General features: G+C 37.8%; 15 protein-coding genes. 8 read left to right on the top strand and 7 right to left on the bottom strand.

Annotated elements, in window-relative coordinates; translation table 11 throughout:
• Positions 1-56: 56 nt before the first annotated feature.
• Both ACULLG_RS13595 and ACULLG_RS13590 read right to left on the bottom strand, forming a co-directional pair.
• Complete coding sequence (locus ACULLG_RS13595; RefSeq protein WP_452127341.1) at positions 57-1,004, bottom strand: glycosyltransferase family 2 protein; 948 nt, start codon at positions 1,002-1,004, stop codon at positions 57-59.
• Between the two features lie 42 nt (positions 1,005-1,046).
• A complete protein-coding gene (locus ACULLG_RS13590) occupies positions 1,047-1,568 on the bottom strand; it encodes a DUF4199 domain-containing protein (RefSeq protein WP_452127340.1) in 522 nt (173 codons plus the stop codon).
• Between the two features lie 163 nt (positions 1,569-1,731).
• Between ACULLG_RS13590 and ACULLG_RS13585 the strand changes: the two genes are divergently transcribed.
• From ACULLG_RS13585 to ACULLG_RS13570, 4 genes are all read left to right on the top strand, one after another.
• A complete protein-coding gene (locus ACULLG_RS13585) occupies positions 1,732-2,001 on the top strand; it encodes a type B 50S ribosomal protein L31 (protein WP_452127339.1) in 270 nt (89 codons plus the stop codon).
• A 79-nt stretch (positions 2,002-2,080) separates the two neighbouring features.
• On the top strand, positions 2,081-3,256 hold the full coding sequence (locus tag ACULLG_RS13580) for a GlmU family protein (protein WP_452127338.1): 1,176 nt from the start codon (positions 2,081-2,083) through the stop codon (positions 3,254-3,256).
• Between the two features lie 189 nt (positions 3,257-3,445).
• Positions 3,446-4,561, top strand: coding sequence for an anion permease (locus ACULLG_RS13575; protein WP_452127337.1), 1,116 nt, complete (start codon positions 3,446-3,448; stop codon positions 4,559-4,561).
• 66 nt (positions 4,562-4,627) lie between these two features.
• Entirely contained in the window at positions 4,628-5,098 is a 471-nt protein-coding gene (locus ACULLG_RS13570; protein WP_452127336.1) for a YybH family protein, read from the top strand.
• A 37-nt stretch (positions 5,099-5,135) separates the two neighbouring features.
• Here the strand turns inward: ACULLG_RS13570 and ACULLG_RS13565 are convergent, their stop codons facing one another.
• Positions 5,136-5,942 carry an alpha/beta fold hydrolase gene (locus tag ACULLG_RS13565; protein WP_452127335.1) on the bottom strand — a complete coding sequence of 269 codons (807 nt, stop codon included), beginning with the start codon at positions 5,940-5,942 and terminating at the stop codon, positions 5,136-5,138.
• A gap of 204 nt (positions 5,943-6,146) precedes the next feature.
• Here ACULLG_RS13565 and mtaB point away from each other — a divergent pair, with 204 nt between their 5' ends.
• Positions 6,147-7,475, top strand: coding sequence for a tRNA (N(6)-L-threonylcarbamoyladenosine(37)-C(2))-methylthiotransferase MtaB (gene mtaB / locus ACULLG_RS13560; RefSeq protein ID WP_452127334.1), 1,329 nt, complete (start codon positions 6,147-6,149; stop codon positions 7,473-7,475).
• A 48-nt stretch (positions 7,476-7,523) separates the two neighbouring features.
• On the opposite strand, the gene ACULLG_RS13555 is transcribed toward mtaB, so the two are convergent.
• Positions 7,524-7,817 (bottom strand): GNAT family N-acetyltransferase, encoded by a 294-nt coding sequence (locus tag ACULLG_RS13555; RefSeq protein WP_420322920.1) that lies wholly within the window; start codon positions 7,815-7,817, stop codon positions 7,524-7,526.
• 148 nt (positions 7,818-7,965) lie between these two features.
• Between ACULLG_RS13555 and ACULLG_RS13550 the strand changes: the two genes are divergently transcribed.
• Positions 7,966-8,643 carry an alpha/beta hydrolase gene (locus tag ACULLG_RS13550; protein ID WP_452127333.1) on the top strand — a complete coding sequence of 226 codons (678 nt, stop codon included), beginning with the start codon at positions 7,966-7,968 and terminating at the stop codon, positions 8,641-8,643.
• Between the two features lie 32 nt (positions 8,644-8,675).
• A complete protein-coding gene (locus tag ACULLG_RS13545) occupies positions 8,676-9,635 on the top strand; it encodes a lytic transglycosylase domain-containing protein (protein ID WP_452127332.1) in 960 nt (319 codons plus the stop codon).
• 226 nt (positions 9,636-9,861) lie between these two features.
• On the opposite strand, the gene ACULLG_RS13540 is transcribed toward ACULLG_RS13545, so the two are convergent.
• From ACULLG_RS13540 to ACULLG_RS13530, 3 genes are all read right to left on the bottom strand, one after another.
• Entirely contained in the window at positions 9,862-10,602 is a 741-nt protein-coding gene (locus tag ACULLG_RS13540; RefSeq protein ID WP_452127331.1) for a methyltransferase family protein, read from the bottom strand.
• Between the two features lie 110 nt (positions 10,603-10,712).
• Entirely contained in the window at positions 10,713-11,582 is an 870-nt protein-coding gene (locus ACULLG_RS13535; RefSeq protein ID WP_452127330.1) for a helix-turn-helix domain-containing protein, read from the bottom strand.
• 335 nt (positions 11,583-11,917) lie between these two features.
• Positions 11,918-12,433 carry a DUF2892 domain-containing protein gene (locus tag ACULLG_RS13530; RefSeq protein WP_452127329.1) on the bottom strand — a complete coding sequence of 172 codons (516 nt, stop codon included), beginning with the start codon at positions 12,431-12,433 and terminating at the stop codon, positions 11,918-11,920.
• A gap of 169 nt (positions 12,434-12,602) precedes the next feature.
• Here ACULLG_RS13530 and rpmH point away from each other — a divergent pair, with 169 nt between their 5' ends.
• Positions 12,603-12,761 (top strand): 50S ribosomal protein L34, encoded by a 159-nt coding sequence (rpmH, locus tag ACULLG_RS13525; RefSeq protein WP_084598129.1) that lies wholly within the window; start codon positions 12,603-12,605, stop codon positions 12,759-12,761.
• Positions 12,762-12,857 lie beyond the last annotated feature (96 nt).

Genomic DNA, 12,857 nt, shown 5'->3' with positions numbered 1-12,857 from the left:
TAATGTTTCTAATTTAATAGGAATAAAATTACAAAGAATCTGTGATCAAGATTTGCTTAAACGTTAATTTTATCTGAGATGGTATATCGGGTATCACTTTTTCTAGATCTTACAAAGATTTCTCCTAAAAACCCAGCCAAGAACAATTGCGTTCCTATCAGCATCGCGGTCAAAGCAATATAAAATTGGGGACGTTCAGTAATCAATCGACCTGTAGGGTTTAAAAAGAGCTTGTCCACTCCAAGGTAGATGGAGAAACCAAATCCCACAATAAACATGAGCACGCCCAAAGCGCCAAACAAGTGCATCGGCTGACGACCGAATTTGGAAACGAACCAAATGGTGATCAAATCCAGAAAACCATTGATGAATCGTTCCGCGCCAAATTTGGTGTTCCCATATTTTCTGGCCTGGTGTTGCACGACCTTCTCCGTAATTTTTGAAAACCCTGCGTTTTTGGCCAAGACAGGAATATAGCGATGCATATCACCAGAGACTTCTATACTTTTTACAACATCGTTTTTATATGCTTTTAAGCCGCAATTAAAATCATGCAATTTTAACCCTGATGTCCTTCGCGCTGCCCAATTGAAGAGTTTGGAAGGGATATTTTTGGTTATAATGGAATCGTAACGTTTCTTTTTCCAACCAGATACCACATGATTCCCCTCTTCTGTCACCAATTTATATAACTCAGGGATTTCCTCTGGATTGTCCTGTAAATCGGCGTCCATGGTGATAACCACCTCACCTTTGGCAGCCTTGAAACCGGCATGTAAAGCTTGGGATTTTCCGAAATTCTTCAAAAACCGGATACCCTTTACATTGTTGCTAGCAGTCGAGAGCTCTTCAATGGTCTGCCAGGAGCCATCAACACTTCCATCATCGATAAAAATAATTTCATATAAAAAATGATTGGACTGCATCACTTGTGCAATCCAATCATGAAGTTCTTTGAGCGATTCTTCTTCGTTAAGTAAAGGAATTACAATGGAAATCTGCATTGTTCAATTCTGGAATTCCTTTCAAAAGTAGTATTTTTTGGTTTAGTAAGCTGCTTTGTCCTTCTTTAAGATAAGACCAGATATTAGACCGATTACCAATCCAAGGAGACAGCTGATAATTAGCCCGATAGGATAGCGTAACCAGCCCATTTTTTTCTGCATTTCCACAGCTTGATCCCATTGCTCTTCTGTCATGTTCGGATTTTTTTCAAATGCTTGGGGTCTTGCTATTTCCATGGCTTTATCCATAAAATCGGGTTCAATAAAATTGATGAGAAGGTATTGATAAAGTAGGGAGATAATTGCCGAAACAACCGCTATACCAACGGCTACTTTTAATGCTTCCCCCAATTTAAGATAACCACCGTTCGCTTTTTTAAAAGCGTTGATCCCAAGGAATATTACCACAACAGAAATAAGAATGGATACAATAATTATTGGTGTACTCATTTCATAATGCAGACCCTGGGTGTAAAGCATTACGCTAAATGCAACTGAAACAAGACCTAGCAAGAGTCCGTAGTTCAAGGAAAATTTCCCGGTTTTTGGCTGATTTTCTTCCATTTTGTTTAAATTTTTAGTGTTGATTGTGGCTTGTTAGTGAAGCTCTTGGCCGATTTGTTACATATAAAGATAGATTTTTTCTTTTTTCATGATTTTAAGTTGGCAATATCCAATAAATCATTAAATTTGCACCTCGAAATTCTGAGATCAAGTATTTAAGACGATGAGAAAAGGTATACACCCAGAAAATTATAGATTGGTAGCTTTTAAAGACATGTCCAATGACGATGTTTTTATCACAAAGTCTACTGCCGAAGCGAAAGAGACCATTACTGTTGATGGTGTTGAATATCCTTTGGTAAAGTTGGAGATTTCAAGAACTTCGCATCCTTACTATACTGGTAAGACCAAATTGGTGGATACTGCTGGTAGGATCGACAAGTTCAAGAACAAATACAAAAAGTTCAGTAAAGAAGAAAAGAAAGCGGAATAAACTGTTTTCACAACAATATACAACGCCTCTGGTTATTAATCAGGGGCGTTTTTTATTTTTGCACCATTAAACCAAGACCATGAACTATATCCTTTCTGACGGACCGCAAAGAAAAGCGTTACTTCCTTTTACATTCACCAGGCCAGTTGCGGAGATTAGAATTGGAATTTTGACCATAAAGGAAAAATGGGAAAAATACCTTCAAACAAATGCAAGTTTTAGAACAGAAGATTACCTTTCAGAAAAATATTCTTTGGTAAAAGCAGATGACAACGTGGTGATTGTGTCTTCTTTTCTCCCCAACAAATCATTAGTGCAACAAATACTTTCTTTAAAGGAAGAACAGGCCATCTATTATCAAGATAGGCTTGTGGCCTATAGAACCAAAAACCCAGAAGCGGAATTTAATACATCAGACTTTTCAAGAATTGAGTTTGAGGATGATATCCTAACGGTGGATTATACCTGGGATATCTTTTCCAAAAACGGGGAAGCGTTACAAGCCGATTTCGATTTTATTACCAATGGAAGAAAAAGCGCCCCAATTTCTGCGACCAATAAGGTGGTTCGTCCTGAAAATATTTTCTTGGAGGAAGGTGCCTCCGTTGAATATTCCATATTGAATGCCACAAACGGACCAATTTATATTGGAAAAGATGCTGAAATTTGGGAAGGAGGTCTTATTCGAGGGGCGTTGGCACTCTGTGAGAAGGCCGTTGTAAAAATGGGCGCTAAAATTTATGGACCTACCACCGTGGGGCCTTATGGCAAGGTATGTGGTGAAATCAATAACTCCGTAATTTTTGGGTATTCCAGTAAGGGACATGAAGGTTATTTGGGCAATTCCGTCTTGGGGGAATGGTGCAATATTGGTGCGGATTCCAACAATTCCAATTTAAAGAATAACTATGCCAAGGTGCGCCTCTGGAATTACGATACGGAAAAATTTGACCATACGGGATTGCAGTTTTGTGGACTTATGATGGGTGATCATAGTAAAACTGCCATCAACACCATGTTCAATACTGGGACAGTGATCGGGGTGAACAGTAACATATATGTTCCGGGCTTTCCAAGAAATTTTATTCCCAGTTTTAGCTGGGGAGGAGCTTCTGGATTTCGCACATATCACACTCAAAAGGCATTTGAGACGGCCAAAGTAATGATGGCCCGTAGAGGCAAGGAATTTGATGAAACCGAAGCGAAGATTCTACAGCATGTTTTTGATGAGACCGAAAAATGGCGGAACTTTTAAAGCTATCCATCCAAAACATTTTTTTCATCGTTTAGCAAGCTGACTTTCAAAAATTTAAACATGGAAAATAAAGGGTGCTTGTGATTTTTTGGTAAGTTACTTTTGAATTATCGACCAAAGAAAATAGTTCCGTCCAAAAGAACCTTCGGTTACCGAGATGGTTAAGATAGGGGCTTCAAAACTTTTCGTATGATTCTGATAGTTCTTTTTATTGTTGCCTCTTTTTTGGCCTACAGCAATGGAGCCAATGATAATTTTAAAGGGGTGGCCACCTTGTTCGGAAGTGGCACCACCAACTACAAAGGCGCTATTACCTGGGCCACAGTCACCACATTTTTAGGTTCTGTTGCTGCCATTTACTTGGCAGATACCTTGGTCAAGAATTTTTCGGGAAAGGGTCTGGTACCCAATGAATTGATACAGGACCCCAATTTTGCTGTGGCCATTGCTTTGGGAGCGGGGATTACGGTTTTCTTGGCAACACGGATTGGGATGCCCATTTCAACTACCCATTCCTTGGTTGGCGCTTTGTTTGGAAGTGGGGTCGTTGCTGTGGGAAGCGCTTTTAATTTCGAAAAATTGGGAAATACATTCCTAATGCCTTTGATTGTAAGTCCCTTGATGGCAGCAGTTGTAAGTTTGGGGGTCTATATTCTATTTAGAAGGTTACGGATTGCCTTTGGCGTATCCAAAAAGACCTACGTTTATGTAAGCGAAGAAACAAAATTGACGCCTCAATTACAGAAAAAAGACGATTCAGTTGCCGTTGGCCTAGTAGGTCAAAAAACAACGAAGCTATCCATTGGCGAACGCAGTGAAGAAAGATATCAAGGCCATTTTTTAGGCATCAAAGCCCAAAAATTATTGGATTATGCCCATTACCTAAGTGCTGGGGTTGTAAGTTTTGCAAGAGGACTGAACGATACCCCAAAAATTGTTGGATTATTATTAGTAATCAACTCGCTTAGTATTGAATGGGGAATGATTGCTGTGGCCATGGCCATGGCCATTGGTGGCGTAATAAATGCTAAAAAAGTAGGACACACAGTAGCAAAAAAAATCACGCCTATGAATCATGGACAAGGTTTTACGGCAAATCTTATTACCGGACTTTTAGTGACCACTGCCAGTATACACGGAATGCCGGTATCCACGACCCATGTTTCTGTAGGTTCAATCTTTGGAATTGGAACAGTAACCAAAAAGGCTGATGTAAAAACAGTAAGGAATATTCTTTTGTCTTGGTTACTTACCTTGCCGGTGGCAGCGCTGTTCAGTGCATTGATATATTCGTTATTGAGATAGAAGTTGTCTTGGATAGAAGTGTTTTTAAACCTAACTTCTGGCCAAACAGAAAATCCAGGTTTTATAATGAGACACTTCATAGCACTTTTGTTACTTTATTTTGGTTTTGTGGGTTGTGCGCCCGATAAAAAGAAAACAGAAGAGACACCGCTGACCATTGAGCAAGAAAAGCTCATCATAAAAACCACTTTGGTTTATATGTGGGATGCCATTGAGCAAGGAGATGTTGAGCGCTACGCGGGTTATGTGCATCCAGACTTTACGCAATTTGGGGAGACAGACCCCGTACTTAGGGTTGGAAAGAAAGCGGAGGTCAAAGGAGTGTCTGATTGGATTGAAAATTCCACAGGAATCCATACCGAAATGGATGAACCCTTAATAACGGTAAAGGGTAATGTTGCCTGGATAACCTATTATTGGCGGGACGAAGGTGTCACCAATGGTGTGCCATTTAAGTCAAGAGGTAAATCCACTCGAATTTTTGTGAAAGAAGGGGGTAAGTGGTTGTGCATTCATGGGCATTATACATTGCTTTAGTTTGATGGCTCCCCGAAGGCAAGCTTTTGTGATTTTATTAATTACCAGCCTTTTCGTTTTTGGTAAGGAATGTTTTGGCCTTTAGAACAAACGCTTCTTTATTTTCATTTTGATGTGCACCATGAGAAACATTGGGTAGAATCCAAATATCGGATTTGGGAAGGTGTTTTTTTACTCTTGCAACCTCGTCAAAATCCATTCCTTCATCATCATCGCCCATCATCACCAATACTTCAGGGCTGATTTTTTGAAGTTCTTCATTGCTAAGATATACCGTATAATTTTTGAACTGGTCCATCAACGCTTTGATATGATTATCAGTTTCATGCGAGGCCTTTAACCACGGAAAATTATCCTTGTTTTCATAGGTATATCCTTTTTGATATTGTGGAAAATCATTGATATCCCAGGTTCCCACTGCGCCAATGGTTATCATCGATTCAATGAGATTAGGATTTAACAATGCAAGCTGATAAAGAACATCTCCACCAAAGCTAAACCCAACGGTTTTAATTCTATCAAGGTTTAAATACTGAATTAAGGCATGGAGATCTTCTGCAACGCCCTTTATGGACAAGTCTTCTCTGAAAGCTTCTGACTTCCCATGACCAGTTAAATCAATTAAATAGACTTCATAGTCTTTGTCAAAATCTGATACATAGGATTTCCACGATTTCGAGGACAGGCTGTATCCATGAAGAAACAATAAAGGATCTCCTTTTCCATATCGCTCATAGTAGATTTTTTTTCCGTTGACTAAAACAGATTCTGATTTTTTTGGGGTTTGAGAGGAAATAATGGTTGCTTTTAGAATAAGTATAAGGATAAAAATGTTTTTTTTCATCAATATTGATTAGTTGATGGTAAGCCTATGTTTAAAATGAACTCTGTCAGCATTGTAACCAAAAATAATTGGGACAAGTTCTACATCAGGCTAATTTAGTAATTTGTGCACAGAAAAGTATTTGAAACCCTTCGCCCTTCAACCCACTATACTAACTTCCAACAAATCATTATCTTTGCAGCCCCAAAAAAGGGAGATAGGTCGATGAACAAAAAAGTCGCTTTTTATACATTGGGCTGCAAGCTCAACTTTTCCGAAACCTCTACTATTGCAAGAAGTTTTGAAAAAGAGGATTTTGAGCGTGTTGACTTTTCTGAAAAGGCAGATGTTTACGTAATCAATACCTGCTCCGTAACAGAAAATGCAGATAAGCGCTTTAAGACCATTGTAAAACAAGCACAAAAAAGCAATTCCGAAGCATTTGTGGCCGCTGTGGGCTGTTATGCCCAACTAAAACCTGAGGAATTGGCAGCCGTTGATGGTGTGGATTTGGTGCTGGGGGCAACAGAGAAGTTCAAAATCACCGACTACCTAAACGATTTGACTAAAAATGATAGGGGGGAAGTGCATTCGTGTGAAATTGAAGATGCTGATTTTTACGTGGGAAGTTATGCTATCGGAGACCGTACCCGCGCCTTTTTGAAGGTCCAGGATGGATGTGATTACAAATGTACCTATTGCACAATTCCACTTGCTCGAGGCATCTCACGAAGTGATACCTTGGAGAATGTATTGCACAATGCAGCAGAAATAGCCTCAAAGGACATTAAAGAAATTGTATTGACCGGTGTCAATATTGGGGATTACGGTAAAGGAGAGTTTGGCAATAAAAAACACGAACATACTTTTTTTGAATTGGTAAAAGCCTTGGATAAGGTAGAGGGCATCCATAGACTTCGTATTTCTTCGATTGAACCGAACCTGCTGAAAAACGAGACCATAGATTTTGTAGCTAAAAGCAATTCTTTTGTGCCCCACTTTCATATTCCATTACAAAGTGGAAGCGACGAGATTTTAAAGAAGATGCGCCGCAGATACCTGTCCAATCTATATGTCGATAGAGTAAAGCGAATCAAAGAAGTGATGCCCCACGCCTGTATTGGAGTGGATGTTATCGTTGGTTTTCCAAGAGAGACCGACGAGCACTTTTTGGAAACCTATCATTTCCTTAACGAACTGGATATATCCTACTTGCATGTATTTACCTATTCAGAAAGAGACAACACTTTGGCGGCATCCATGGAAAATCCAGTGCCAAAAAATGTTCGAAGTAAGCGAAGTAAAATGCTAAGGGGATTGTCGGTCAAAAAAAGAAGGGCATTTTACGAGAGTCAATTGGGAAGTACAAGAACTGTTTTATTTGAAGGAGAGAATAAATCTGGATACATACACGGATTTACCGAAAACTACGTAAAAGTAAAAGCACCCTGGAACCCTGAATTGGTAAATACGCTCCATCAAGTCAAATTAACTGAAATCGACGAAGATGGCTTGGTGCGTTTTGAATTTGTGCCAGAAAAAGCATTTGCATAAAAAAACCTCTCGAAGAGAGGTTTTTGAAACTTACACCTTAAATATAAATTAGATGCGGATCCCAACAGGAAGCATCTCTTTGTACTGTCTGTTTTTTCTTAGAAAACCTGCAATGTGGGGACTGGTAGGTACAACTCGGAGGTTTTTGTCTTGAATGTCGTGCAAAACGGCTTTGATAAAAGTTTCTTTAAAGCCCTCTTCGGTAATTTCTTCGGGGATAACCAATTTGGTCAAAAATACTTTTCGCTCCTGTGAAGAGTATTCAATCTTGGCTAAATGCCCATTGACCTTAGTTTCATATTGACGTAAGAAACTATTGTCATTGATTTTCATTTCTGTCATATAGTTTTGTTTTTATTTGACATGGTGTAACTACCAAAGTGGTAATTTTGGATTTCCTTCCTTATACATTCTGGGGCTTGACAAAAAAGGGACACAAAATTACTTAAAAAATTGCTAATTTCCTAGCCAAATCGATATTAGGTCAGAAATGCCGGACAATAAAACCCATATTTACTTAATGCCAGGAATGGCTGCCAATTCGTCTATTTTTGATGGGATTAAATTATCCCCGGACCGTTTCGAAATTCATAGACTTGAATGGTTCGTCCCCGACAAGGGTATGTCCCTATCCGCCTACGCAAAAAAAATGTGTTCAAGGATTGACCACGAAAACCCTGTTCTTCTCGGGGTGTCCTTTGGTGGAATGTTGGTTCAGGAGATGGCCAAACATATGAGAACTTCTAAGGTAATCATTGTTTCCAGTGTAAAACACGGTTCTGAGCTGCCCAAGCGCATGCTTTTTGCAAAATATACCAAGGCACATAAGCTATTGCCAACTGGCCTGGTGAACAATGTAGAACTTTTGGCCAAATATGCTTTTGGGGAAACAGTAACCAAAAGATTGGAGCTCTATGAAAAATACCTTTCTGTAAGGGATAAATATTATATTGATTGGTCTTTGGACAAAATTGTAAACTGGAAACAAACCAATCCTCAAGAAAACCTGATTCACATCCATGGAGAAAAAGATGCAGTATTTCCTATAATGAACATAAAAGACTGTATATCAGTCAAAAATGGCACACATACAATGATTATTCACCGTGCAAAATGGTTCAATGAACGTTTACCTGCAATTATTTTAGGTGAAGACAGTTGTATATAGTATATTTTTACGTGAGAAAAAGAAGAATAGACATGAAACATATAAAAAACATTTTGGCGGGAATAGGATTGATAGCGGTTATGGGAAGCTTGATTTTTGCGGTTCAATCCGATGCAGTTGAGCAATCGGAAAAACCGATGGCGGATGAAAAGGACAAGAATGTTTCCAACGGCTATCAAATCAGTGCAATAGAAATTCCGCAAGACTTGAATTTTGCGGGTGAATCCGTTCCATTTAATGACCCCGAAATCATGGAACGTGTAGATCGCGAATTCTTGGTAAACACCTATTGGCAATCCAATGCGCTGTTGTTGATGAAACGGGCCAACAAATATTTTCCCATTATCGAGCCTATTTTGGCCAAAAATGGAGTCCCAGATGATTTTAAATATTTGGCTGTTGCTGAAAGTGGATTACAGAATGTGGTTTCACCGGCCGGTGCCAGAGGGTTTTGGCAGATCATGAAAACAACCGGAAAAGAATATGGGCTGGAAATAAATTCAAATGTAGATGAGCGTTACCATGTGGAGAAAGCAACACAGGTGGCCTGTGATTACCTAAAAAAGTGGAAAGACCGATTTGGAAGCTGGACAATGACAGCTGCTGCTTACAATGCCGGACCTGCTGGCATTAGAAAATACATGAACATTCAAAAGGCCGATGATTATTATGATCTATTGCTGGGTGAAGAAACTGGACGGTATGTATTTCGGATTATGGCAATAAAAGAGATTGTCTCCAATCCCGATAAATACGGTTTTAATGTTGAAAAAGACGATTTCTACAATGCAGTGCCTACTTTCTCCGTTGAAGTGGATTCCGCCGTCACCAGTTGGGCAGACTTTGCCAAACTCTACGAAATCAACTATAAGATTCTAAAAAGACACAACCCTTGGTTGCGCGAACCGCATTTGAACAATAGTTCACGAAAAAAATATGTGGTGGAGATTCCGAATAAGGGGTATTATCGGATGACGGGCGCTGGACAATAGATTTTCTAATTCCACTTATTGGTTAGGTTATGGCAACTCGGGCAGGAAAGGAAACTTTTCGTTTTCTTCTGGTCTGCGAGCCGGAGCTTTTTGTTTTGTAATTATTTTTATTTTTTATTACCAAATCCAAAAGATTTGGCGGACTTCGCAAGCACGACCAAGCTCTTAAATATAAGGTTTGATGCCCTATTTACTATAGGAGGCATTGTTGACAATAGTTTTTTAATCAATCAGCTTTTCTTTTTGTAAAAGGTATCATCATAGGTGTTTCCTTCATATATGCTGAATATTTAGATTTAAAATTTTCCTTTAAATCTTTTTCTTCATACAGAGCTCCAATAAAGAAATACACAGTCAAAAGAACAGCGAATACTAAATGTGTTGCTGACATCACTGGTGTAAACCATAGTCCCATAATTCCACCTAAGTACAACGGATGCCTTGTATATTTATAAAATGAAACCACTTTAAATTCTAATTCAGTATATGGTTTATTTAATAGCTCCAAATAGGTTTGCCGTAGACCAAATAAATCAAAATGATTGATTAGAAAAGTACTTACAAATAAAATTACCCAACCTAAAAAAAATAAAACGTACATGGTATAAAATAGAATACTTCCTTCTTCAATAGTCCATATGTTACCACCAATGGGTTCCCAGTTCCATATAAGAACAAAGAGTAAAATACCAGCTTGCAGCACGTAGGTACTTCTTTCTATGGGTCTAGGTATTACTTTAGTAATCCAATTTTTAAATGATTTTCTGGCCATTACACTGTGAGGTACGGCAAAGAGCAAAACAAGTGCAATATTTTTTAAAAGCGCATAATAAAATGGTACTTCAGGGTTTCTATCGATTGATATTTCTGGAATTAGATGACTTATCGATAAAATCCAAAACAGTAAAGAAGTAAAACCTATGAGGTAACAAAAGATAGAGTAAATGAACATTAATAGCGTTTTCATAATATTTAGTTGAATTAATAATGACACAAAATTCAATTAAATATGTGGCTATCAGTATGCCGAAACGTTCTAAAAATGTTCTCTAAAGCTCAAAAGTATAATATGAATTACTATGGACTGACGTTTAGTTTCCTAAACTGATTTGGAGGTAATTGGTATTTTTTTTTAAAAGCTTTAATAAAATGGGAGGTATTCTTAAATCCACTATCATGGCAAACTTCATTTATATTCATTTGAGTGCTGGTTAGTAACATCTTGCCGTAAGAAAGTCGTCTATTAATGAGCCATTTTGATGGTGTAGTTCCAAAGCACTTTTTGAAATCTCTCTTGAAACTTGAAAGACTTCGACCCGATAGTTTAGCAAAAGCATCAATGGGAAGATCATATTGAAAGTTACTATTCATGACTTGTTCAATATTAGCTTTGCTTTGATTTGAGATCTCAAACAATAAATTTTTGAATGTGCTATTGTTTTTATTTAGGGTGATATTGTAAATCAACTCTTTGAATTTAAGCTCCACAAGTTCAGGCGGAATAGATTCATTCGTTGTCAAATATTGTAAAATACTCTGCATTAAAATCTGGAACGAATCGTTAGTCTTAATTTTAAATATGCCATCTTTTGTCGCTTCATCTTCAGAAGCTCTAGATTGTATATGATTCTGCAAGGTGAAGTTTCTGATGAACTCATCATTCATAAAAAAGAGCATTACGCAATATTCGTCTTCAAGATATTGCTTTGTAGAATACACCCCTTTTTTAACAAATAGTGTATCTCCTGCAGTAAGACAATAGGTTTGTTTAGGGGTTATCCAATCTTTACGTCCGCTAATAACATAGGTGATCAAGTGAGATTTTGTCCACAGTTGAAATTCTTCAACGTTGAGCGGGCATTTATATTCTACCAAAAGAAAGTCATTTCCAATATGTTTATTGAATTTGGGATGTTTTTTGAAAAAATCATATACATCTACAGTCATGTGCTTTCGAAAATATTCTAGCTTAATTTATGTGTATCAATTATGGAATTCATTAGTATACTTTTTCTGTTTCAATTTTATTTATAAGAATGGTAGACTGTCCTTAAATTGAAATTATTGCCAACTAAAAGGATATGAACCCGTTTTTAATGATTTATATCCGGCTATACTGAAACAAGTTCAGAACAGATAAGTGAAGTTCGGGAAAATCCATGTAAGATTCAAGCGTAAATTGATGCATCCACCCTCTTAATTGAAGGAACATGCCCAAGATAATGGGACTAAACCCCAAATGCCAACAACAGCTTCTTGGTATTCTGAATTTGGGTTTACAACTAGATTTTCTTCATCTGTTGCTGCATCATCTTGATTTGCTCGGTAAGCATGTTGTTTTTGTCCAACTTTTTGGCTTCCTGCAATAGGGTAGTGGCTTCGCGCTTTCTTCTTTTTTGCATTGCGATGCCTGCAAGGCTTAATTTGGCCATGGCCACATCGTAATCCATGGTCAAACCAAGTTTAAGGGCTTTCTTGAAGTATTTTTCCGCCTGCGTTAAGTTTTTTTGCGAATAGATGATTCCATGAAGGTAGTTGTAATACCCTTGTTGTTTCTTGATCAATGCAGCTTCTGGATTCTTAATCCTGCCTAACCACTTTTGGGTACCTTCCATATCCTGCTTTCGCATTCGCAAGAAGGCCAATAGGATCAATTCATTTCGGAAATACAGGAAAATAAACACCAATGATAAAAAAATCAGGGCTATTCCATTACCAATATATCCTTCTACAAACTGATACCCTGAGTAACCAACGATAAGGGCAGCAATGACTAATTTTATATTTTTATGGAACATATTTTATTGAGATTTTGAGTCAGTTTTAAGAAGAGGCAAAAGTACTAAAAACAATTTTAAATATTTTCTTTTTGCATTTGCCAAAGTAAAAACTCTTCGTATATTTGCGCCCAGAATTTTTCGGGTAGATTTATCTATCATCAACAAAATCCATTAAAAGAGTTCCGAAATGAAAAGAACGTATCAGCCATCCAAGAGGAAGAGAAGAAACAAGCATGGTTTTAGAGAGCGCATGGCGACTGCCAATGGTAGAAAAGTTCTTGCCAGAAGAAGGGCCAAGGGAAGAAAAAAATTATCTGTTTCATCAGAACCGCGTCATAAGAAATAATGACTGTAAATAACTTTTTAATAAAGGTGCTACTTTTTCAAGTCTAGCACCTTTTTTTTGACCTAATTTTGAAAAATTTGTAAACGAGTAACCCTA

The sequence above is a fragment of the Flagellimonas sp. 2504JD1-5 genome (assembly GCF_053618295.1).
Note: the sequence above shows the minus strand (reverse complement) of the source record. Positions and strands in the feature narration are given on the sequence as shown.

Coding starts and splice junctions, on each gene's coding strand:
- ACULLG_RS13530 (WP_452127329.1), bottom strand. CDS start 12,433: ATGTTCCATAAAAATATAAAATTAGTCATTGCTGCCCTTATCGTTGGT.
- ACULLG_RS13540 (WP_452127331.1), bottom strand. CDS start 10,602: ATGAAAACGCTATTAATGTTCATTTACTCTATCTTTTGTTACCTCATA.
- ACULLG_RS13590 (WP_452127340.1), bottom strand. CDS start 1,568: ATGGAAGAAAATCAGCCAAAAACCGGGAAATTTTCCTTGAACTACGGA.
- ACULLG_RS13580 (WP_452127338.1), top strand. CDS start 2,081: ATGAACTATATCCTTTCTGACGGACCGCAAAGAAAAGCGTTACTTCCT.
- mtaB (WP_452127334.1), top strand. CDS start 6,147: ATGAACAAAAAAGTCGCTTTTTATACATTGGGCTGCAAGCTCAACTTT.
- ACULLG_RS13575 (WP_452127337.1), top strand. CDS start 3,446: ATGATTCTGATAGTTCTTTTTATTGTTGCCTCTTTTTTGGCCTACAGC.
- ACULLG_RS13555 (WP_420322920.1), bottom strand. CDS start 7,817: ATGACAGAAATGAAAATCAATGACAATAGTTTCTTACGTCAATATGAA.
- ACULLG_RS13550 (WP_452127333.1), top strand. CDS start 7,966: ATGCCGGACAATAAAACCCATATTTACTTAATGCCAGGAATGGCTGCC.
- ACULLG_RS13545 (WP_452127332.1), top strand. CDS start 8,676: ATGAAACATATAAAAAACATTTTGGCGGGAATAGGATTGATAGCGGTT.
- ACULLG_RS13585 (WP_452127339.1), top strand. CDS start 1,732: ATGAGAAAAGGTATACACCCAGAAAATTATAGATTGGTAGCTTTTAAA.
- ACULLG_RS13595 (WP_452127341.1), bottom strand. CDS start 1,004: ATGCAGATTTCCATTGTAATTCCTTTACTTAACGAAGAAGAATCGCTC.
- ACULLG_RS13535 (WP_452127330.1), bottom strand. CDS start 11,582: ATGACTGTAGATGTATATGATTTTTTCAAAAAACATCCCAAATTCAAT.
- ACULLG_RS13565 (WP_452127335.1), bottom strand. CDS start 5,942: ATGAAAAAAAACATTTTTATCCTTATACTTATTCTAAAAGCAACCATT.
- rpmH (WP_084598129.1), top strand. CDS start 12,603: ATGAAAAGAACGTATCAGCCATCCAAGAGGAAGAGAAGAAACAAGCAT.
- ACULLG_RS13570 (WP_452127336.1), top strand. CDS start 4,628: ATGAGACACTTCATAGCACTTTTGTTACTTTATTTTGGTTTTGTGGGT.